This is a genomic window from Pseudomonas triticifolii (assembly GCF_014358015.1).
GTDB classification, from domain to species: domain Bacteria; phylum Pseudomonadota; class Gammaproteobacteria; order Pseudomonadales; family Pseudomonadaceae; genus Aquipseudomonas; species Aquipseudomonas triticifolii.
This window is the reverse complement of sequence record NZ_JACONV010000003.1, coordinates 297,092-318,421: the sequence shown is the minus strand read 5'-3', so window position 1 is coordinate 318,421 and position 21,330 is coordinate 297,092. Positions and strand designations below refer to the sequence as shown.

The following is a 21,330-nucleotide window of genomic DNA, read 5'->3' as shown; positions in this document are numbered from 1 at the left end:
GTGTCTCTGTTTTGCCTCCACGAAAAGGCAAGTCAGGGGCGCGGGTTGTTGTGCTTGGAGCAGCAGAGTGTTACAGGTTGTGTCTTATGGATAGTTCTGCTTGGGGATAACAATGACCACAACATCGAAAGCACCGCACTACACCGGCGAGGAGCGAAGCAAAAGAATCTTCGCGATTGTCGGCGCTTCTTCCGGGAACCTGGTCGAATGGTTCGACTTTTATATCTATGCCTTCTGTGCGATCTATTTCGCGCCCGCTTTCTTTCCTTCCGATGATCCGACCGTTCAGTTGCTCAACACCGCAGGCGTGTTCGCTGCAGGTTTCCTGATGCGGCCGATAGGTGGCTGGCTGTTCGGGCGGGTGGCCGACAAGCACGGTCGCAAGAATTCCATGCTGATCTCGGTGACCATGATGTGCGCCGGCTCGCTGATCATCGCCTGTCTGCCGACCTATGCTTCGATTGGTGCCTGGGCACCGGCGTTGCTGCTGATGGCGCGCCTGCTCCAGGGTTTGTCGGTGGGCGGGGAGTACGGCACCACGGCCACCTACATGAGCGAAGTAGCGTTGCATGGGCAGCGCGGTTTCTACGCCTCGTTCCAGTACGTGACCCTGATCGGCGGCCAATTGCTGGCGGTACTGACCGTGGTCATCCTTCAGCAGTTTCTCACCACTGAAGAACTGCGCGCCTACGGCTGGCGAATCCCGTTTGTCATTGGTGCAGCGGCTGCGGTCATCGCCTTGCTGCTGCGTCGCACGCTGAACGAAACCACCACAGCTGAAAGCCGTCAGGACAAGGACGCAGGCAGCGTCACGGCGCTGTTCAAGCACCACAAGGGCGCGTTCATTACCGTGCTGGGCTACACCGCCGGTGGTTCGTTGATTTTCTACACCTTTACCACGTACATGCAGAAATACCTGGTCAATACCGGCGGCATGGAAGCCAAGACCGCCAGTTACATCATGACCGGCGCGCTGTTCCTGTACATGTGCATGCAGCCGTTGTTCGGCATGCTGGCTGACCGTATCGGCCGACGTAACTCCATGCTGTGGTTCGGCGCGCTGGGTACGTTGTGCACGGTGCCGATTCTGATGACCCTGAAAACCACCACCAACCCGTTCATGGCGTTCGTGCTGATCACGCTGGCGTTGGCTATCGTCAGTTTCTACACCTCGATCAGCGGACTGGTGAAGGCCGAGATGTTCCCGCCTCAGGTGCGTGCTCTGGGCGTCGGTCTGGCTTATGCCGTGGCCAACGCGGCCTTTGGTGGCTCGGCTGAGTTCGTTGCCTTGAAGCTGAAAAGCGCGGGCATGGAAAACAGCTTCTACTGGTACGTGACGGTGATGATGGCGGTGGCGTTCCTGTTCAGCTTGCGTTTGCCCAAGCAGCCTGCCTACCTGCACCACGATCATTGATCGCAGCTATCCGGCACGCATAAAAAAACCCACCGGATCCGGTGGGTTTTTTATTGGGCGTCTGTCTGAGCTGTAACGTCAGAACAACTGGATCGACGGTTTTTCCTTGTCGATGGTTGCGGTCTGCCCGGTCTTCTCATACCAGCCGCCGCCGAGGGCCTTGTACAGGTTGACCTCGCTGGTCAGCTGCGCAAGGCGGTCGGTAATCAGCGTTTGTTGCGCACTGAACAACGAACGCTGGGCGTCGAGGAAGGTCAGGTTGCTGTCGATCCCGATGCGATAACGACGCTCGGCCAGACGGTAGTAGTCCTGGTTGGCGGTGACGAAGTCACGCTGGGCCTGGAGCTGCTCGTCGTAGGTCTTGCGCGAAGCCAGGCCGTCGGACACTTCCTGGAAGGCGGTCTGAATCGCCTTCTCGTAGTTGGCGACGCTGATTTCTTTCTGGATCTTGGAGTAATCCAGGCTGGCGCGCAGGCTGCCGGCGTTGAAGATCGGAATGTTGATGCTTGGCTGGAACAGCCAGGTACCCGAGCCGCCTTTGAACAGGCCGGACAGTTCGGTGCTGCTGGTGCCTGCGCTTGCGGTCAGGCTGATGCTTGGGAAGAACGCAGCACGTGCGGCGCCGATGTTGGCGTTGGCGGCCTTGAGCGTGTGTTCCGCTTGCAGAATGTCAGGGCGACGCTGCAGCAAGTCCGAGGGCAGACCTGCTGGCATTTCGGTCAGCACGTCGGAGGCGAGCAACTGGCTGGCAGGCAGGTTGTCAGGCAGCCCGGTGCCGAGCAGCAGCACCAGGTTGTTCTGATCCTGGGCGACCAGACGCTGGTACTGCGCCAGTCGGGCGCGCGCGCTTTCGACGGCGGTGCGCGACTGGCTCAGGTCCAGTGCCGAAGAAACACCGACTTCATTACTGCGCGAGGTCAGGCGATAGCTTTCTTCGTAGGTCTTGAGGGTGTCCTGCGTCAGCGTGAGCAGTTCCTTGTCGGCCTGCCAGGTCAGGTAGGCGTTGGCCACGCTGGCAACCAGACTGATCTGGGTGCTGCGACGCGCTTCCTCACTGGCGAAGTAGGTTTCCAGTGCCTGTTCGCTCAGGCTACGCACGCGGCCGAACAGATCCAGCTCATAGGCGCTGACGCCCAAAGTGGCCGAATAGCTGCTGTTGATACCCGATTGCCCGGTCTGCGACTGGTCGGCAGGAACACGCTGTCGGCTGCCGCTGCCGGTGGCAGAGACCGCCGGCAGCAGGTCTGCACGCTGGATGCGGTACTGCGCACGGTAGGCGTCGATGTTCAGGGCCGCAACACGCAGGTCGCGGTTATTGAGCAGCGCGGTCTGGATCAGGCGTTGCAACGCCGGATCCTTGAAGAACTCGCGCCAGCCCTGTTCGGCGGCGGCCATATTGGCCGCCTCGGCCGGCGAGTAGGCCGGACCTTGCGGGTACTGGGCGGCGACCGGAGCCTGTGGCTGCTTGTATTCGGGGATCAGAGAGCAGCCGCCGAGAATGAACGCGGTGACTGCCAGAGAGATCAGGGACTTGCTCATTGGCCAGCCTCGGTAGGTTTGACTTGTTGCTTGCTTGATTTGTCTTTGCCTTTGAACACCGACGACACTGCGACGTAGAACATTGGCACCCAGAAGATCGCCAGGACCGTTGCGGTAATCATACCGCCGATTACACCGGTACCGATGGCGTGTTGACTACCCGAACCTGCACCGCTGGAAATGGCCAGCGGAACCACACCCAGGATGAACGCCATCGAGGTCATGATGATCGGACGCAAGCGCATCCGGCAAGCTTCCATCGCCGAGTCGACGAGGGACTTGCCCTGCTCATGCAGTTCCTTGGCAAATTCGACGATCAGAATGGCGTTTTTCGCCGCCAGACCCACCGTCACCAGCAGGCCCACCTGGAAGAACACGTCGTTGGACAATCCGCGCAGGCTGGTTGCCATCAACGCACCAATGACGCCGAGCGGTACCACCAGCATGACCGCGATCGGAATCGACCAGCTCTCGTAAAGCGCCGCCAGACAGAGGAACACCACCAGCATGGACAGTGCGTACAACGCCGGAGCCTGAGAGCCGGAGAGGCGTTCTTCGAACGACAGACCGGTAAACGAGTAGCCGATGCCGGCAGGCAGTTTCTTGGCGATGGCTTCAACCTCAGCCATGGCCTGGCCGGAGCTGTAGCCCGGAGCCGGCGTACCCAGTACTTCCATGGCCGCTACGCCGTTATAGCGCGACAGTTTGGGCGAGCCGTATATCCACTCGCCGCTGGCGATGGCCGACAGAGGCACCATCGTGCCGCTGTCATTACGCACGTACCACTTTTGCAGGTCTTCAGGCGTCATTCGGCTGAAGGCCTCACCTTGCACGTACACTTTCTTCACTCGACCACGGTCGATGAAGTCGTTGACGTAACTGCCACCCAACGCGATGGACAGGGTCTGGTTGATGTTGGACAGGGTAATGCCCAGGGCGCTGGCTTTCTCGTCGTCCACGGTGAGCTGGTATTGCGGCTCGTCGTTCAGACCGTTAGGGCGCACGCCCGCGAGAATCTTGCTTTGCGCGGCCATGCCCAGGAACTGGTTACGTGCATCCAGCAGTTTCTGGTGGCCGACGCCGCCCTGATCCTGCAAGTAGACGTCGAAACCGGTGGCGTTACCCAGTTCCAGTACCGAAGGCGGTACTACAGCAAAGACCATGGCGTCACGGAAGCTGGCGAAATGCGCCTGAGCCCGTGCTGCGATCTTGAACACGGTGTTTTCATCATCACGTTCGTCCCATGGCTTGAGCATGACGAATGCCAGACCCGAGCTTTGGCCACGACCCGCGAAGTTAAAGCCGTTGACGCTGAACACCGAGTTCACGCCTTTGCCTTCACCTTTTTCCTTGTCGAGCAGGAAGTCGCGCATCTCGTCGATGACTTTCTGGGTGCGTTCCGCGGACGAGCCAGCCGGAGTCTGCACCTGGGCGAAAATGACGCCCTGGTCTTCTTCTGGCAGGAATGCCGCCGGAATGCGGGTGAACAGCCAGATCATGCCCGCGACGATGATCAGGTAGACAACGAAGGCGGGCAACTTGTGGGTCACCATGCGCTTCACGCCGTTTTCGTAGCTGACTACGCTGCGGTCGAAGGTCCGGTTGAACCAGCCGAAGAAGCCACGCTTGGGTTGGCCGTGCTTTTCCGGGTCGATGGGTTTGAGCATGGTGGCGCACAGCGCCGGGGTGAAGATCAGAGCCACCAGAACCGACAGGCCCATGGCCGAGACGATGGTGATCGAGAACTGCTTGTAGATCACCCCCGTGGAGCCGCCGAAGAACGCCATAGGAAGCAGAACCGCCGACAGCACCATGGCGATACCGACCAGTGCGCCCTGGATCTGGTCCATGGACTTCTGCGTGGCTTCCTTGGGCGACAGATGCTCCTCGGCCATCACCCGCTCGACGTTTTCCACCACCACAATGGCATCGTCCACCAGAAGCCCGATGGCCAGAATCATGCCGAACATGGTCAGTGTGTTGATGGTGAAACCGAAGGCGGCCAGAATGCCGAACGTACCCAGCAGTACCACCGGCACGGTCATCGTGGTGATGATCGTGGCGCGCAGGTTTTGCAGGAACAGGTACATCACCAGGAACACCAGCACGATGGCTTCGATCAGGGTGTGAACTACGCCGCTGATCGACTCGGTGACGGTCGGGGTGGTGTCATACGGGTAAACGACCTTCATGCCCGGCGGGAAGAAAGGCTCCAGCTCGCTGATGGTGGCGCGAATGGCTTTGGCAGTGTCCAGAGCGTTGGCACCGGAGGCCAGTTTGATCGCCATCCCGGAGGCCGGTTTGCCGTTGAACTGTGCGTCGATGCTGTAGTTCTGGCCGCCCAGCGCGATGCGCGCGACATCCTTGAGACGAACCTGCGAACCGTCGGTATTGACCTTGAGCAGAATGTTGCCGAACTGTTCAGCGGTCTGCAGGCGGGTCTTGCCGATGATGGTTGCGTTCAACTGAGTGCCGGGAAGCGCTGGCAGGCCGCCCAGTTGGCCGGTCGCAATCTGCACGTTCTGCGCGCTGACGGCTGTGGTCACGTCTACAGGGGTCAACTGGAAGTTGTTGAGCTTGGCCGGATCCAGCCAGATGCGCATTGCATACTGCGAACCGAACACCTGGAAGTCACCCACGCCGGAAGTACGCGAGATCGGGTCCTGAATGTTGGAAACGATGTAGTTCGACAAGTCCTCGCGGGTCAGGCTGCCGTCTTCGGCCACGAGACCGATCACCAGCAGGAAGTTCTTCACCGACTTGGTCACGCGCAGACCCTGTTGCTGCACTTCTTGCGGCAGCAGCGGGGTGGCCAGGTTCAGCTTGTTCTGCACCTGTACCTGAGCGGTGTCGGGGTTGGTGCCCTGATTGAAGGTTACGGTGATGGTCATGCTGCCGTCGGAGTTACTGTCCGAAGAAACATAACGCAGGTTGTCGATACCGTTGAGCTGTTGCTCAATGATCTGGACCACGGTGTCCTGCACAGTCTGTGCGGAAGCACCCGGGTAGCTGACCTGGATATCGATGGCCGTTGGCGCGATGGCCGGGTATTGGTTGATCGGCAGCTTCATGATCGAGAGCGTGCCTACCAACATGATCACCAGGGCTAATACCCAGGCGAAGATGGGGCGGTCAATAAAGAATCTGGACATCTATCACTCACCTTTGCCAGTGGCAGCAGGGGCAGCAGGGGCAGCATTGGCAGACTGGTCAGCGGTGAGGTTGGTTGCTTCCTTGACCTTCACTTCAGCGCCTGGTTTGACGTATTGCAGGCCTTCGGTAATCACGCGATCACCCTCGACCAGACCTTTCTCGATCAGCCAGTAGGCACCGGCAGTGCGACTGGTGACCAGCTCACGCTGCTCAACCTTGTTGTCCTTGTTGACCACCAAAGCGGTCGGCGTGCCTTTGAGGTCGCGGGTCACACCTTGCTGCGGCGCGAGGATCGCTTTGCTGTTCATACCCGCCTTCAACTGTGCGTGAACGAACATGCCGGGCAAAAGGATGTGATCCGGGTTAGGGAACACCGCACGCAGCGTCACCGAACCGGTTGCCTGGTCGACCGACACTTCGGAGAACTCCAGCTTGCCTTCCTTCGCGTACTCGCTGCCATCTTCCAGGGTCAGCTTGACCGACGCTGCGTTGTCACCGGACTTCTGTAGTCTGCCGCTGGCCAGGTCAGCACGCAGTTTGAGCATGTCTGCCGAGGACTGGTTGACGTCAACGTAGATCGGGTCCAGTTGCTGAATGGTTGCCATGGCAGTGGTCTGCGCACTGTTGACCAGAGCACCTTCGGTGACCGCGGAGCGACCGATGCGACCGGCAATCGGCGCCAGCACCTTGGTATAGCGTACGTTGATCTGCGCGGTTTGCAGTGCTGCCTGAGCTTCCTGCGTGCTCGCCAGAGCGGTGTCGTATTCCTGACGGCTCACCGCCTGCTCGTTGACCAGTTGCTTGTAGCGGTCGGACATCGATTTGGCAGATTGCAGGGTGGCCTTGGCGCTGTTGGCGTTGGCTTCGTAGATGGCCGGATCGATCTGATACAGCTGCTGCCCGGCCTTCACGTCGCCACCTTCGGTGAACAGGCGCTTGAGGATGATACCGTCCACCTGGGGACGAACCTCGGCCACACGGAAAGCAGTGGTGCGGCCCGGAAGCTCGGTCGTCAGCGTGTAGGGCTGAGCTTTGAGGGTGACAACACCCACCTCAGGTTTCTGCGGAGGCGGTGCCTCCTGCTCCTTCTTGCTACAACCGCTTAGCAGGGTTGCCAGGGCGACGGCAGTGACCAGAACGGTAACAGCTGGCTTGAAATGCATGAAGATCCTCGGGGGCAGGAGCCTGTTCGTTCAACAGAAAGTTGAAATGTTAAAAAATATTTCGGCTAGATAAGTAGCATGCTAAGGAATATACTTACATTCACGGTTGTTTGTAAACACCTTCTATGTGCGATTAGCCACTGCGAAGGGCACCATCAGCAGGTTCGGGACAAGGCGACACAAATGCCGCCCGGTTATGTCGTAAGGCTTGCAGCGCCGCAGCAGCCTGACGCGAAATTTTTGAGGTTTTATTGCCATGGTTCGTCGCACCAAAGAGGAAGCCCAAGTCACTCGCAGCCAGATTCTGGAGGCGGCCGAGCAGGCTTTTTATGAGCGTGGCGTTGCTCGCACAACGCTGGCCGACATCGCGACCCTTGCTGGCGTGACGAGGGGGGCAATCTACTGGCACTTCAACAATAAGGCTGATTTGGTCCAGGCGATGCTGGACAGCCTGCAGGAGCCGCTTGACGAGATGGCTGAGGCAAGCCAGAGCGAAGACGAGGAAGACCCGCTGGGGTGCATGAAAAATCTGCTGGTTCACTTGTTTCATGAGCTTGCACTTGACCCGAAAACCCGTCGCATCAATGAAATCCTTTTTCATAAGTGCGAGTTTACCGATGAGATGTGTGATTTCCGTCGTCAACGCCAGGAAAACGCTATCCAGTGCCACGTTCGAATTCGCTTGGCTTTATGCAACGCCGTGCGTCGAGGGCAGTTGCCTGTCGATCTGGACACGGCCCGCGCTGCAGTCGCGTTGTTCTCGTACATCAACGGCATCATTTATCAGTGGCTGCTGGTGCCCGACAGTTATTCGCTGCCCTCTGAGTCCGAGCAACTGGTCGAGGTCTGCATGGACATGCTGCGTTTTAGCCCGACGTTGCGAATCGCTCGGCAGGGCGAACTCAAGGATGACCGACTATAACGCCCGACGGTTCCCCGTGGGCACTGCCTGACTTTAATTTAATGCGCGATAGACAAAAAGTTTAGCGCTCGCTCTCTTGTCAGGACGTTAACAGTCCGTCCGATGGGCTGTTTATGCTGTGGGATGACAAAAGTTTGTAGGAAGTCGGTAGGACATTTCCTGATACATGTAGCTGATTTCCCAAACTAAATTCCGTGTATTGCTCCGCTTGAAAACTCCCTTCACTCTTCGCGCCTTAATCGACAAGGTGGGAGGAGGTTGCATGTTCTTGCGGAATCCCGCGCCCTTATGGCCTGAAAGCAATCACAGCTGCCCGGATACACGCAAGTCGCGACGCTGCAGTCGGATTGCCTGTATACCCGGATCGGTGGCGGCTGTCCCCGCGGGCGTTACTCATGGAACAGGCACCACCTCAACCTTAAGGTATGAAAGGGAGGCAGGTGATGTCAGAAGCGGTATCTGACGACGTAAGTTTACTGGACAGGATCGAGCAACAATCTGAACGTATCGCCGTGGACTCGCCACTCGGTACGCCGGTTGTCCGGTTGGGGCTGATCACTACGCTGTATTTCAAACAAGGCCATACACAGGAAGTGAAACGCCGGATAGCGGCGTGCTTTTCGCGCTTCTACCAAACGTTCAAACCCGTGCTCAAGTGGCAGCTCTACGCGCGTATGCGCCGATTGTCGGCCTCGGGCTTTGCGTCGTGCAAGCGTCATGTGTTGTCAGGATCGCCCGATGATCAGTTTGTCTGGTCGCTAGCCAGTGCAACCCAGGCAGAGGTGTCGTCTTACAGTTTGTTCGTCATGAACACGCCGCAAGGCCAGGCTGACAATGATCTGTCCTGCCTGAAAATGGTACTGCCATGGTCCTACCTCGCCGAGCCTGACGGTCTGAAAAATTACGAAACCTGGATTCGCTACCTCAGTAGCGAAGTGCAAGCCGAGCACGGTTTTGGAGGGTTAGCGTGCATTCTGCCCTGCGACGGGCATCATTTCCTGCCATGGGAGTATCGGCTGGCCCGGGAATATGTCGGCCTGATGGTCGATCCCGGCCCGCACATTGAAAGTCTGCGGCTGCTGGACCGTATCAAGGGTGTTGGCTGGTACACCGTGCTGGGGGAGGCGTTCGTCAGGCGTCTGGGTGGCAGTGACAAGCTGCGCGGCCAGCTCAGTCCGTACAGCGAGGTGGTGTTCCACAGCTACAGCAACGGATTGATGATTCGTGCCGGCGCAGTGCCTGAGCTGGGTGGCAGGGACAGGTCAGTGCCCAAGGCCTACATGGCGGTCAATAAGGTGATCAAGCCGATCCGCCTCCAGGACACCGGTAATCTTCATCCCTACATCGTGCCGGGCACGGGCTTCAATGAAGACACCACCGCACAATGGTTTGCCCGCTTCGATGAAAAGGTCCTGCCGCCGGTCGATGCCGGTAACGCCTGCCCGCAGTCGGGTTACTGGTTCAGCAACGCTCAGGCTGGCTCCCGACGGCTATTCAACGAGGGTGACATCATGCCCGCCTTCGAGCACATCAAGGGCAAGCGCACCCAGTGGTTCTGGGCGGCCCAGGCGGACTGACGGGGATGCGCAGGCCACCCGGTCAGGTCTGATCCCGGCCGCGCAGCAGGTTGTTGGGCATTGCCCATGCGGCAGCCAGTCCGAGCAGCGATACAGCAGCGCTGATCATCAGCAAATGCCTGAATGTCAGGGCAAGCTCTGCGCGCAAGGTTTCCAGCGCCGGGCCTGTTGCGGCATTCAGGCTGTCGAGCAGTACATTTCCAGACCCTCCTTCGTGGGCCAGCACTGCGCTACCCAGCTGGCCCACACCCGTGTGCTGCAACATGGCCAGCAGCAGCGCCGACATCATGGCCACGCCTACCGCGCCACCCAGAGAGCGGAAAAGGTTGGTGGTGCTGGTGGCCACGCCCATGTCCTTCACCTCGACCGAGTTCTGGGTTCCTACCAGAGACGTCGGGAACTGCATGCCGGTGGCGATCCCGGTCAGGATCATGAACAGACTCATCAGCACGATCGATTGAGGGGGCGTGAAGGCCATGCCCAGAATCGCGATGGGCATAAGTACAGCGCCCGTTGTGATCAACGGTTTGTAACGGCCAGTCAGTGCCGTACGTCGTCCCGCAAAGTACGCGCCCATGGGCATGCCGATTGCCAGCGGCAGCAAATGCAGCGCAGCGCTGTCGGCCCCGCCTCCCGTGACTGTCTGGTAACGCAGCGGCATTAACACGATCAGTGAAATGGCCTGAAAGCTGGTAAAAAATACGGTACACCAGCACAGCACGGCACTGCGGTTAGCGAACAGGTGCATGGGCAGCAGGGGTTCGGGCGTGCGACGTTCGTACCAGACGAAAACAGCCAGTGCCAGCAACGCGACACCCAGAAGCAGTTGAACCTGCAGGTTTCTCAGATCATGGCCTTGGCCGATTTCGGTGATGCCCAGCAGCAAGGCGGTCAGGCCAATGATCATGAGCACGGTGCCTAAATAATCAATGATCGGTTTACGCTGCGGAACCGGCAGCCCGACCAGCGTGCGCCACGCCACGACCCACGCGATGATGCCCAGAGGCAGGTTGATCAGAAAGACCCATCGCCAGGACAGGTATTCGGTCATCAGGCCACCCAGCACGGGACCGGCCACGCTGGCGACCGCGTACATGCTGCTGAAATAACCTTGATAACGGCCCCGCTCGCGCGGCGGGACGATGTCGGCAACGATTGCCTGACTCACTGACACCATGCCGCCCGCGCCGATGCCTTGCAGCACGCGCGCCAGTACCAATTGCTCCATGCTCTGGGCAAACCCGCAAAAGAGCGAGGCGAGGGTGAACAGGCCCAGGCCGAACAGCATCAATTTGCGTCGTCCGTACAGATCACCCAGCTTGCCGTAGATCGGCACGGCCACAGTCAGCGAAACCATGTAGGCGGAGATTACCCACGCCAACAGGTCGATGTCCTTGAATTGAGCGGAAATGGCCGGCATCGAAACGGCGACGATGGTCTGGTCCAGCGCGCTGAGCAGCACGGCCATCATCAACGCGAACAAAATGCTGCGAATAGCAGGAGGGGTTTGAGTAAGACTGGTCAAGGCAGAACCTGATGGCAGTGTTGACCCGCCCGAAGCGTGGCGGGAGAAGTCTGGCCAGTCTAATCCGATAGGTTGCTAATCGATAGCACCCTTTGTTCAATCTGCGATGGAGCAGGCGAAGCCGTACCGGTCATCGAAGCGCGCTGAAGGTGGATTCTTTCGGCACGCAATGGCCGAACGAACAACTGACGACGGTCGTTGCCTGACGCGCCAGTTCGACTCGATAGGCACCTGCGGCGTAAACAGCGATTACCGCGATAACACCCACAACAGCCATGCATTTTCTTGTTTTCACTTTCATGACGCACGCCTCACTTCGGTGGCAGAGCAATGTGAAAGAGCTGACTGGAGTGTAGGACAGAATTGGACGATTAACAGGAAATCGCAGCCGACACAGCCCCGCGCGGACAGGCTAAAATCCGCGCTTTTATCAATCGCACAGGATCAAGACGGATGGCGCGCACGGAATACGAAGAGTTCGAGGCAGTATCGGCAGTGATACCTGGCGAAGAAGGTTATCGGGCGGCAATCGCGGTGAAAGCGCGGGCCGGTGGTGCTCCGCGCTTTCACGCGGTGTTGCCGGGGCAGACCTTCAAGACCGCCCACGACGCCGATCTTGCCGCAGTCCAGAAGCTGGAGCGGCTGGTCAATGTCGACGCTGAGGGCGAGCTGGTATGGGACAAGCCCTGATCAGGCGCCCGGTCTGAACATCTTGAACAAGGCTTCGGGGCCGAGCTGGAAATAGTCCGCCGGGCCTCCGCCACGCAGGATCGGCTCGGCCGCCGCGGTGTCGTAGATCCCGTCCTTGAGCAGCGACTTGGCGATATGCACCGCAACCACTTCGCCCAGGATCAGCCAGCTGGGCACCAGCTCATGGTCTGCACGCTGTAGCTGGACGATCTGCGTCACCTTGCATTCGAACGACACCGGCGTTTCGAGCACGCGTGGCACGGCCACGATCTGTGACGCCAGCGGCGTCAGGTTGGCCAGTTCGAACTCACTCACCTCTGCGCCGACCGGCGCACACGTCTGATTCATGGCCTCTGCCAAGGGGCGTGTGGCCAGATTCCAGACGAACTCGCCGGTCTGCTCGATGTTATTGAGGCTGTCTTTGCGACCAACACTGCAAAACCCAATGATTGGCGGTATGTAATTGAACGCGTTGAAAAAGCTGTAGGGCGCCAGATTCAATTTGCCATTGGCATCCTGGGATGAAATCCAGCCGATGGGGCGCGGTCCGACAATCGCGTTGAAGGGGTCGTGAGGCAGGCCGTGACCTTTGGAGGGTTCGTAGGAGTGAATAGCGTCTGACATGCTCGATTCCTGATCAGATCAATGACGGGTGTGGCAGCGAAGTGCTGCGCTTCGACAGGGTGCAGAGTGTCGCGCATTCCTTCAGACACTGAAAAGCCCGGCATGTGCCGGGCTTTGGAGTGTTGTGAAGCGGCCGATCAGCCCAGGCGGTTCGCACCTACACGGTCAGCACCGTCAGCGGCCAGACGATTGGCACCCACGTGGTCAGCGCCATCGGCGGCCTGGCGATTCGGGCCAACGTTATCCGCACCATCGGCAGCCAGGCGGTTTGCACCGACGTGGTCAGCGCCATCGGCGGCTTGACGGTTCGGGCCAACGCGTTCAGCGCCATCAGCCGCTACGCGGATCGAACCTACGTTGGTGTGCTTGGTGCCGCCCTCGGCAACGATAGTTGCGCTGGACAGGTCGCTGGTGGTGACAGCAGGCAGCGCGAAAGCGCTCGAAGCCAGAACAGAGATAGCGAGGCCGAAGATCAATTGAGTGGTTTTCATGAGGGTGTCTCCAATTTGGGTTCGGGTGAGTTGTCATCCCGGTATGGAGGCAATGCTACGCGCTGGCGGATTATTAAGAAGTTAATCGGATTGCTAGCGACCATCGTTGAAAATGATAGTGGGCCGCAGCGCACGTGTTTCGGGCGTTTCAGGCGGTAACGCCTCGAAGTGGTGCAAATTCTGAAATCTCTTGCAATAAAGCCTCTTGACAAATGTAAATGTCATTTTATTCATGGGTTTGCGAGCGAAACGGTTCAAAAAGCCGCACCAGATTGAAACGTTCTGATACGGGTAAGCGCATAAGTGAATACGTGTATCAAGGCTGCTCAGCGTTCTTGTATTGATCGTGTCGATCATGTGAGCGCTCACAAAAAAGGCAGCCCCGACCACGGGCTGCCCTTTCACCACTGCAAGACGTGATCAGTCGGTTTCGATCCGTGAATGCTTGCGCGTGTCTTTCATGAACACATAGACCAGCAGCGAGCACGCAATGCAGGCCGTGACGTACCAGTAATAGCCCGTCTCCATGCCGATACTCTTGAACCACAGCGCAATGTATTCAGCCGTGCCGCCGAAGATCGAGACGGTCAATGCGTAAGGCAGACCAACACCCAGTGCACGAATTTCAGTCGGGAACAGTTCGGCTTTCACCACCGCATTGATCGAGGTGTAGCCACTGACGATGATCAGCGCCGCCATGATCAGGAAGAACGCGCCCCACCAGGTCTGGATGGTGTGCAGGGTGGTGAGGATCGGCACGGTGCACAAGGTGCCCAATACGCCGAAGGCGATCAGGATCGGACGTCTGCCGACCTTGTCGGACAGCGCACCGATCACCGGTTGTAGCACCATGAACAGGAACAGCGTTGCGGCGGAAATGGTGGTCGAGTCGGTGATGCTCATGCCGACCGTGTTCACCAGATACTTCTGCATGTAGGTGGTGTAGGTGTAGAAGGCCAGCGTACCGCCCATGGTCAGGCCCACCACGGTCATCAGTTCCTTGGGATGGCGCATCAGGGTGCGCATCAGGCTTTCCTTAGCCTTTTCCTTCTTCTTGCGGGTGAACGACTCGGTTTCTTCCATGCCGCGACGCAGGAACAGGGCCACCACGGCACACAGTGCGCCGATGACGAACGGGATACGCCAGCCCCATGCGTACAGCTGTTCAGTGGTCAGCGTCTGTTGCAGCACGATCAACACGCCCAGCGCGATGAGCTGGCCGGAAATCAGCGTCACGTACTGAAAGCTGGAGAAGAAGCCGCGGCGCTCTTTGGTCGCCATCTCGCTGAGGTAGGTGGCCGAGGTGCCGTATTCGCCACCGACCGACAGGCCCTGCAGCAGACGAGCGAACACCAGCAGGATAGGCGCGCCGACGCCAATGCTCTCGTAACCCGGGGTCAGGGCGATGATCAGGGAGCCGAAGCACATCAACAGCACCGAGGCCATCAGTGCAGCCTTGCGGCCTTTATAGTCGGCGTACAGGCCCATCAGCCAGCCGCCGATAGGACGCATCAGAAAGCCGACTGCGAAGATCGCAGCGGTGTTCAGCAGTTGGGCGGTCGTGTCGCCTTTGGGGAAGAAGGCTTTGGCGAAATACAGCGAGAAGGCAGCGTAGACGTACCAGTCATACCACTCGACCATGTTGCCGACCGAGCCGCTGAAAATGGATTTGAGACGACTGGATGTGGTCTTCGGGGCAGCCGAAGCACCGGCCGACCCTGCGGTCGCGGAGTTGGAAATTTCCATGATGTACCTTTATGTCATTATTTTTAGAAGTAGGCGCTCAAGGCCTTGAACCTATACATAGCAGGAGCTGTGCCATACCTGAACAGGCTGTTCTAGAGGGTTTTCTGGTTTTTTATAAGCAAGAATCCGCTCATTTGCGGGTTTTGAATGAGCGGATTCTTGCCGATGCGCAGGGTCGCGCAGGGATTTTCAGTGCCGAGGATCGGGGCTGGAGAGGATGACGGCGATCACGAAGATAAGCATGATGCTCAACGTGATCATGACCCACCGCCCTGTGTTTCTCGCCCAGTAATGCTTGAATCCTGCCCAGCCACCTGTTTTCAAGGTCGGCGGATCGAGGAGCGAATGCGCAGCGTGGGCAGGAGAGCTGTCCATAGGGCCCTCAAGCAGTTGCTGCGGGCGTATGACGAACGCTTTTTTCTCGCAACGCTCGATCAGGTGCATCCAGAGCGACGGCGTGCCTGAGTGCACGTCATGTTTCTGATCCCAGTCGAAGAGGTCGCAAATGCGCTCAAAAAGCGGCGCGCTCCATTCATCGCAGCCCTGGTCCCTTGCCCTCTGACGTTGTGATACCAGATTCTGCGGCGTGAAGCGTCCAAACATGCCCGCAGCCAGTTTACGAATCTACATTCCTCCTTGCGTACGGCAGTCCAGAAGCATGCAAATAACGAGGTGTGTGGCGGGTGTTCCTTTCGAAAACAACACCCTCTGGCTACCGCAGGTTTTCAACGTACTCATCGCGAGCCTTTCATGACGCCGGGTTCACTCCTCCTGCCGGGTGCTGCGCGAGGCGGCCTTGTGCAGAAGGGCTGCGAGGTCTTCCAGCGCGTAAGGCTTTTGCAACAGGTCGAAGCGATGTGATTCATCCTGAGCGAACTGGGCGAATTCGGTGCTGTAGCCGGTTGTCAGCACCACCGGCATCCACGGATATCGCGCTTCGATCTCGGCGTACAGCTCCAGACCGCTCATGCCCGGCATGGCAATGTCCGAGAACACCACGTGAAAGCTTTCGGGATTGCCGCGCAGCTCATTCAGTGCCTCGCTTGCACTCGTTACCCAGACCACCTGAAAGCCCAATTGTTCGAGCATGGGCAAGGTATAGGTGCCGATATCCTGATTGTCTTCCACCATCAGGACGCACAAACCGGGCAGAGCACTCAGTGCAGGGTTTTCGTTTTCGGGATCGGCTTCGTGCGCCTGAGCGCTGGGCAGGCACAGGGTGAAGCGGCTGCCGCTGCCCAGTTCACTTTCGACCAACACTTCTCCACCGGACTGCTTGGCGAAACCGAATACCTGCGACAGGCCCAGGCCCGTGCCCTGGCCCACGCTTTTGGTGGTGTAGAACGGCTCGAAGATCAACCCGAGTTTTTCGCGGGCGATGCCTGAGCCCGTGTCGGTCAGCGACACCGTCACGTAGTCGCCCTCGCTCAGCGAAGACGTCAGTTCACTGGACGGGCAGGCGCATCGTTCAACCTTGATCGTCAGACGGCCAGAGCCTGCCATCGCATCGCGTGCGTTGACCACCATGTTGACCAGCGCCGTGTCGAACTGGCTGCCATCGGCGAAAATGAAACACGGCTCGTCAGGCACCTCAATGTCGACCTGGATGCGCGACCCGGTCAGGGTGTCCATCATTTCCCCGATACGCGACACGCTTTTACCCACGTCGAACACTTCCGGCTGCAAGGCCTGGCGGCGGGCGAACGCCAGCAACTGTCCAGTCAGGCGCGCGGCGCGGTCCACGGTGGTTGAAATGGCTTCGACATACTTTATGCGGCGGGCTTCATCCAGGTCGGCAGGCCTCAACAGGTCGCTGCAGGACCGGATCACGGTCAACAGGTTATTGAAATCGTGCGCCACGCCGCCGGTGAGCTGACCAATGGCTTCCAGTTTCTGCGCCTGGTGAAGCGCATCCTGTGAAAGTCTCAGCGCCTCGTTTGCCTCTTCTTCGGCCTGAATATCACGCCCCACGGCATGGATGAAATGCGTGTCCGGCACCGCCGTCCAGGCAATCGTGCGATACGACCCGTCGAGATGGCGGTATCGATTCTTGAAGTGCGGAATGTTCTGGCCGCTCTCCAGCCCGCTCATGGCCCCCAGTGTGCTCTCCACGTCATCGGGGTGCACCAGTGTCAGGAACTGGCTGTTCAGCAGTTCCTGCTCCGACCAGCCCAAAGCCTCTGTCCAGGCCGGGTTGACGGCCGTGATGATGCCGTCGAATTGCGCCACCAGCATCAGGTCCGTCGACAGTCGCCAGATCCGGTCGCGATCCCGGGTACGTTCTACCACGCGTTGTTCGAGCGACTCGTTGAGCGATTTCAGCGCTTCTTCAGCGTCTCGCAATTGCGTCATGTCGCGGGAGACGCAAAGGATTTTTTCCGGCTTGCCGTCTTTGCCGAATATTGGGCTGACCTGCACGTGCCACCATTTGAGGGTGCCGGACATGGTTTGCGCCGAACCCATGAAGTTGGCGCTATTGCCTGCTCGCGCGGCCTCGACGGCAGCGATGGCATCGAGGTTGCCCTGGTTTTGCCAGAAGTCCGGCCACGGGCAGCCGCGAATGGCGTTGAAGTCGCTGACTTCCATGATGCGCTGACCCCCTTCGCTCATGAACGTCAGGCGTGAGTCGAGATCGAGGACCTTGATGCAGTCATTGATGCTCGACAGCACGCGCTCGGTAAAGGCTTCACTCTCGCTCTGGCGGGCCAGCTCCAGCACCTGCAATGTGGTTTCGTTGACGCGGCAGAACACGCCTTCGATCAGGCCGGTGTCGCCATACAGCGGCGAGTAGGAGAGCGACCACCAGGTCTGGACGGACTTGCCGTCGCGGGTCACGGTGCGCTGGATGTTGTCGGATCGACAGCTTCGGCCTGCCAGTGCCTGCTCGGCAAGATGCCGCACATCCAGCCAGGCGTCGCCCCAGACGACCGCGATCGGTTTGCCCTGAGCCTGCTCGGCGGCCATCGGCAGGACTGAGCGATACGCGTCATTGAAGAACAGTGTGAACTCAGGCCCCCACAGCAGGTACATGCTGTCCGGGCAACTGAGCATCAGGTTCATCGACGACATCAGCGCCGAGGGCCATGTGTCCCTGGTTCCCATGGCAGACGTCGACCAGTCTGTCTCTCGGATCAGCCGGCCCATTTCGCCGCCACCCAGTGGGAGGTCGAGGGGAGTATTCACGGTAGAAAATGCCCCATCTTTCGGACTGCTGAGATTGGCTGGAAGAATAAGGTTGGCATGATGTCATTTTGCCTTGCCCGTATCCAGCCATCACGACCGAAGGCGGCGTGACAGTATGCAGACCCGGCGTATTTGAAAATGTTCGCTTCGTTCCGAGCAAGTTGTTCAGGTATTTCCATGCGTTAGCGCGTTAGCCGAGAAACATTTCCCGCATCAGGCCATGTCGCTGCATTTTCTCGTTAAGCGTACGGCGCGGCAACTGAAGTTCATTGAGCACGGCCTTGATATCCCCTTTGTGGCGAGTCAGCGACGCGCGCAGGCACTGAGCTTCGAAGGCTTCCTGCTGTGTGGCCAGGGACTGGCCAGTGAGCTCGAAGGGAGTGTCCGAATCCGGCTGTGTCAGACCGAGTGTCTGGCGCTCGGCCGCGTTGGCCAGCTCGCGCACATTGCCTGGCCAGTCGTGGCTGAGCAACTGGCTCAGGCGTGCTGCGCTGACCTGCGCTGCCTCACGGCCCATGCGCGCGGCGGCGGCACGTGCGAAGTGGTTGAACAACAGGGGAATGTCTTCACGTCGTTCGCGCAGCGGCGGCAGGCGCAGTTCGGCCACATTGAGCCGGTAGGCGAGGTCTTCGCGGAAGCGTCCGGCGCGTGCTTCTTCCAGCAGGTCGGGCTTGGTGGCGGCAATGATCCGCAGATCGACCTCGATACTCTGGTTGGAGCCCAGCCGTTCAAGACGCTTGTCTTGCAGCACCCGCAGCAGCTTGACCTGCTGCGCCATCGGCATGCTTTCTATTTCGTCGAGAAACACGGTGCCGCCGTCGGCATATTCCAGCCGACCGATGCGCTTGCCCTGAGCGCCTGTGAACGCGCCGCTCTCATGGCCGAATAACTCGGCTTCAAACAGGTGCTCGGGGATGGCGGCGCAATTGAGCGCAACGAACGGCTTGCTGGCGCGTGGGCCGAAGTCGTGCAGGCAGCGAGCGACCAGCTCTTTGCCGCTGCCGGTTTCGCCGCGAATGATGACGTTGACCGACAGCTGTGACAGCTCCAGCACATGGCGTCGCAAGGTCTGCAGGCTCGGCGACATGCCCAGCAGTGTGGCGTCCAGCCGAGTGCGGGCGTCGACCTGTTCGTGCAGGCGGCGGTTCTCCAGAACGAGCTGTCGTTTTTCCAGCGCACGGCGCAGATTGCTGATCAGTGTTTCCGGGCTGAACGGCTTTTCCAGGAAATCATAGGCACCTTCGCGCATGGCTTCGACAGCCATGGGGACATCGCCATGGCCAGTCAGCAGGATGACGGGCAAGTCTTTATCCAGGTCTTGCAGACGCGCAAGCAGGTCAAGGCCGCTGATGCCCGGCATGCGCACGTCAGTGAGCACCACGCCCGGAAAGTGCTCGGGCAGCCGGGCCAGGCATTCTTCGGCGCGGGCAAAAACTTGCACGGTAAAGCCCGACAACGTCAGCCACTGCTCGACGGCCTGCCTGATGGGCGCTTCGTCGTCTACTACGATGACCGAGTTCAACATGCCGGGTCAGGTCTCCAGAAAGTCGTTTGGCAGGCTGAATGAAAACACGGCGCCGTGGGCGTGGTTGTGTCCAGTCAGTTGACCGCCCAGTTCGTGAATGATCGCAGACGACACCGCCAGCCCTAGCCCCAGCCCGTCACCGACCGGTTTGGTGGTAAAGAAGGGGTCAAAGATATGGGACAGGTTTTCCGGCGCAATGCCTGTGCCCGTGTCGCTGACGCTCAGGCACCATTGGTCCGCGATAGATTCAATGCGCACCTCCAGGCGGGCAGGTGTCCGGTTGCGCATGGCATCCAGCGCATTGCGCAACAGGTTGATCAACACCTGCTCCAGGCGGATGGCATCCCCTCGCACCCAAGCGGGGCGGGACAACTGCAGCACGCACTCGATGTGTTCTTCACGCAGACGCGGGTCCAGCAACAGCAGCGCCTGATCGACCACGGTGGCCATGTCCAGCCGTTCGCGCAGGCCGCTGGGGCTTTTGCGCGCAAAGGTCTTCAGGTGGCCGGTCAGTGCCGCCATGCGCGTCAATTGCTGATCGACGGGAACGAGTGCGTTGCAGGCTTCTTCGACGCGTCCCTGATCCAGCAACAGGCGTACCGTTGCCAGTTGCATGCGCTGGGCTGTCAGCGGCTGATTGATTTCATGGGCCAAAGCGGCCGACATCTGGCCCAGCGCGGCCAGCTTGGCCGATTGCACCAGGCCGTCCTGAGCGGTTTGCAGGTCGCGGGTGCGCTCTTGAACAAGGCGTTCGAGTTCGTCCCGACTGCGTTCGCGAAGGCGGGCCAGGCGCCAGCGCTGGTAGAGAAACAGGCCCAGAAACACAATGGCCAGCCAGATACCGGCAGCGGCGATTGCGGCGTTGCGGATGTCTTCATTGGCCGTCGGCGGCTTGCGCAGCAGGTGCAACGTCCAGTTTTCGTCGGGCAGCGGCAGGGACTGCCACAAGTAGTCAGCCGTACCCTGCGGTGCATCGACCCTGCGCAACTGGCTGTGCTCTCCCAGCCGGTCAAGCACCTTGCTGCGCAACGGCGAGAGGGGTTTTTTATCGTATTGGCGGGTACGCAGCAGCTCGGTGCGGTTCTCGACCGAGATTGGCTCCAGTTCGCGATAACGCCAGCCGGGCTGGTTGGCGATGAACACGATGCCTTTGTCGTCACTGACCAGCAACAGGTCATTGCCCTGACCCCACTCCTGCTCCAGGTTGGGGAATTCCAGTTTGACCACCATGGCCCCGATGAAGCTGCCAGCATCGTCCAGCACTGCGCTGGACAGGAAATAGCCGGGGATGCCTGTGGTCACGCCGACCGCATAAAAGCGCCCGACGCCTTGAGCGCGGGTTTGCAGAAAATAGGGGCGAAAGCCGTAGTTGTGGCCCACGTAACTGTTAGGCGATTGCCAGTTGCTGGCACCTATGGCAAGGCCATGACGGTCCAGCAGTTCCAGCGTCGAGGAATGCGCCGTGGTATTGATTTTTTCCAGCTTCAGATTGAGCGCGTTCTGAACACTGTCGGTCACTGGAGCGCTCAACGACGCACGAATCTCCGGGTCCAGCGCCAATACAGAGGGCAGGGCGCGGTAGCGTTCGATAAGGGTGTGCAGCGTGTTGGCGTAAAGAGCGAGCTGCCCGCTGGCGCGAGAAACATCCTCCAGCAGCGCATGACGTTGTGCCTGACGCATCGCCAGTCCGGCCGACACAGCGGCACCGGCCAGAATCAACAGGACATACAGGGAGAGCCGCCAGTAGCGATGCTTGAACGTCATGTCACGTGCACTGC

General features: G+C 59.4%; 15 protein-coding genes and 1 pseudogene. 4 read left to right on the top strand and 12 right to left on the bottom strand.

Annotated elements, in window-relative coordinates; genetic code table 11:
• The first annotated feature begins 112 nt into the window (after positions 1-112).
• Positions 113-1,414 carry an MFS family transporter gene (locus H8S56_RS08785; RefSeq protein ID WP_187518411.1) on the top strand — a complete coding sequence of 434 codons (1,302 nt, stop codon included), beginning with the start codon at positions 113-115 and terminating at the stop codon, positions 1,412-1,414.
• A gap of 78 nt (positions 1,415-1,492) precedes the next feature.
• Here the strand turns inward: H8S56_RS08785 and H8S56_RS08780 are convergent, their stop codons facing one another.
• From H8S56_RS08780 to H8S56_RS08770, 3 genes are read right to left on the bottom strand one after another with little or no spacing between them, the layout of a single operon-like run.
• A complete protein-coding gene (locus tag H8S56_RS08780; RefSeq protein ID WP_187518410.1) occupies positions 1,493-2,953 on the bottom strand; it encodes an AdeC/AdeK/OprM family multidrug efflux complex outer membrane factor in 1,461 nt (486 codons plus the stop codon).
• Entirely contained in the window at positions 2,950-6,105 is a 3,156-nt protein-coding gene (locus H8S56_RS08775) for an efflux RND transporter permease subunit (RefSeq protein ID WP_024688698.1), read from the bottom strand. Before H8S56_RS08775 ends, H8S56_RS08780 begins: the two co-directional genes overlap by 4 nt.
• Positions 6,106-6,108: 3 nt before the next feature.
• Complete coding sequence (locus tag H8S56_RS08770; RefSeq protein WP_187518409.1) at positions 6,109-7,269, bottom strand: efflux RND transporter periplasmic adaptor subunit; 1,161 nt, start codon at positions 7,267-7,269, stop codon at positions 6,109-6,111.
• Between the two features lie 256 nt (positions 7,270-7,525).
• Between H8S56_RS08770 and pmeR the strand changes: the two genes are divergently transcribed.
• Entirely contained in the window at positions 7,526-8,191 is a 666-nt protein-coding gene (pmeR, locus tag H8S56_RS08765) for an auxin-lysine conjugate-binding transcriptional regulator PmeR (protein WP_187518408.1), read from the top strand.
• 443 nt (positions 8,192-8,634) lie between these two features.
• Positions 8,635-9,768 carry a DUF3396 domain-containing protein gene (locus tag H8S56_RS08760; RefSeq protein WP_024688695.1) on the top strand — a complete coding sequence of 378 codons (1,134 nt, stop codon included), beginning with the start codon at positions 8,635-8,637 and terminating at the stop codon, positions 9,766-9,768.
• Positions 9,769-9,790: 22 nt separating this feature from the next.
• On the opposite strand, the gene H8S56_RS08755 is transcribed toward H8S56_RS08760, so the two are convergent.
• Together H8S56_RS08755 and H8S56_RS08750 are read right to left on the bottom strand one after the other, a co-directional pair.
• Entirely contained in the window at positions 9,791-11,293 is a 1,503-nt protein-coding gene (locus H8S56_RS08755; protein ID WP_187518407.1) for an MDR family MFS transporter, read from the bottom strand.
• 130 nt (positions 11,294-11,423) lie between these two features.
• Positions 11,424-11,570, bottom strand: coding sequence for a hypothetical protein (locus H8S56_RS08750; RefSeq protein ID WP_187518433.1), 147 nt, complete (start codon positions 11,568-11,570; stop codon positions 11,424-11,426).
• A gap of 176 nt (positions 11,571-11,746) precedes the next feature.
• Here H8S56_RS08750 and H8S56_RS08745 point away from each other — a divergent pair, with 176 nt between their 5' ends.
• Positions 11,747-11,983: a hypothetical protein gene (locus tag H8S56_RS08745; protein WP_187518406.1), complete on the top strand. Its 237-nt coding sequence runs from the start codon at positions 11,747-11,749 to the stop codon at positions 11,981-11,983.
• On the opposite strand, the gene H8S56_RS08740 is transcribed toward H8S56_RS08745, so the two are convergent.
• From H8S56_RS08740 to H8S56_RS08710, 7 genes and pseudogenes are all read right to left on the bottom strand, one after another.
• The gene (locus H8S56_RS08740) at positions 11,984-12,607 is read right to left on the bottom strand and encodes a flavin reductase family protein (RefSeq protein ID WP_024688692.1); all 624 of its coding nucleotides are present in this window, start codon (positions 12,605-12,607) and stop codon (positions 11,984-11,986) included. It lies immediately after the preceding gene.
• 137 nt (positions 12,608-12,744) lie between these two features.
• Positions 12,745-13,098: a hypothetical protein gene (locus H8S56_RS08735; protein WP_024688691.1), complete on the bottom strand. Its 354-nt coding sequence runs from the start codon at positions 13,096-13,098 to the stop codon at positions 12,745-12,747.
• A gap of 420 nt (positions 13,099-13,518) precedes the next feature.
• Entirely contained in the window at positions 13,519-14,844 is a 1,326-nt protein-coding gene (locus H8S56_RS08730; RefSeq protein ID WP_024695789.1) for an MFS transporter, read from the bottom strand.
• Positions 14,845-15,165: 321 nt separating this feature from the next.
• Positions 15,166-15,378 (bottom strand): annotated as a pseudogene (locus tag H8S56_RS24480) (molecular chaperone DnaJ); the annotation flags it as partial.
• Positions 15,379-15,606: 228 nt separating this feature from the next.
• Positions 15,607-17,988, bottom strand: a complete 2,382-nt coding sequence (locus H8S56_RS08720; protein ID WP_187518430.1) for a PAS domain S-box protein — start codon at positions 17,986-17,988, stop codon at positions 15,607-15,609.
• A 229-nt stretch (positions 17,989-18,217) separates the two neighbouring features.
• Positions 18,218-19,552 carry a sigma-54-dependent transcriptional regulator gene (locus tag H8S56_RS08715; RefSeq protein ID WP_187518404.1) on the bottom strand — a complete coding sequence of 445 codons (1,335 nt, stop codon included), beginning with the start codon at positions 19,550-19,552 and terminating at the stop codon, positions 18,218-18,220.
• 6 nt (positions 19,553-19,558) lie between these two features.
• A complete protein-coding gene (locus H8S56_RS08710; protein WP_187518403.1) occupies positions 19,559-21,316 on the bottom strand; it encodes a sensor histidine kinase in 1,758 nt (585 codons plus the stop codon).
• Positions 21,317-21,330 lie beyond the last annotated feature (14 nt).

Coding starts and splice junctions, on each gene's coding strand:
- H8S56_RS08785 (WP_187518411.1), top strand. CDS start 113: ATGACCACAACATCGAAAGCACCGCACTACACCGGCGAGGAGCGAAGC.
- H8S56_RS08770 (WP_187518409.1), bottom strand. CDS start 7,269: ATGCATTTCAAGCCAGCTGTTACCGTTCTGGTCACTGCCGTCGCCCTG.
- H8S56_RS08715 (WP_187518404.1), bottom strand. CDS start 19,552: ATGTTGAACTCGGTCATCGTAGTAGACGACGAAGCGCCCATCAGGCAG.
- H8S56_RS08760 (WP_024688695.1), top strand. CDS start 8,635: ATGTCAGAAGCGGTATCTGACGACGTAAGTTTACTGGACAGGATCGAG.
- H8S56_RS08750 (WP_187518433.1), bottom strand. CDS start 11,570: ATGGCTGTTGTGGGTGTTATCGCGGTAATCGCTGTTTACGCCGCAGGT.
- H8S56_RS08730 (WP_024695789.1), bottom strand. CDS start 14,844: ATGGAAATTTCCAACTCCGCGACCGCAGGGTCGGCCGGTGCTTCGGCT.
- pmeR (WP_187518408.1), top strand. CDS start 7,526: ATGGTTCGTCGCACCAAAGAGGAAGCCCAAGTCACTCGCAGCCAGATT.
- H8S56_RS08735 (WP_024688691.1), bottom strand. CDS start 13,098: ATGAAAACCACTCAATTGATCTTCGGCCTCGCTATCTCTGTTCTGGCT.
- H8S56_RS08710 (WP_187518403.1), bottom strand. CDS start 21,316: ATGACGTTCAAGCATCGCTACTGGCGGCTCTCCCTGTATGTCCTGTTG.
- H8S56_RS08720 (WP_187518430.1), bottom strand. CDS start 17,988: ATGGGCCGGCTGATCCGAGAGACAGACTGGTCGACGTCTGCCATGGGA.
- H8S56_RS08740 (WP_024688692.1), bottom strand. CDS start 12,607: ATGTCAGACGCTATTCACTCCTACGAACCCTCCAAAGGTCACGGCCTG.
- H8S56_RS08775 (WP_024688698.1), bottom strand. CDS start 6,105: ATGTCCAGATTCTTTATTGACCGCCCCATCTTCGCCTGGGTATTAGCC.
- H8S56_RS08745 (WP_187518406.1), top strand. CDS start 11,747: ATGGCGCGCACGGAATACGAAGAGTTCGAGGCAGTATCGGCAGTGATA.
- H8S56_RS08780 (WP_187518410.1), bottom strand. CDS start 2,953: ATGAGCAAGTCCCTGATCTCTCTGGCAGTCACCGCGTTCATTCTCGGC.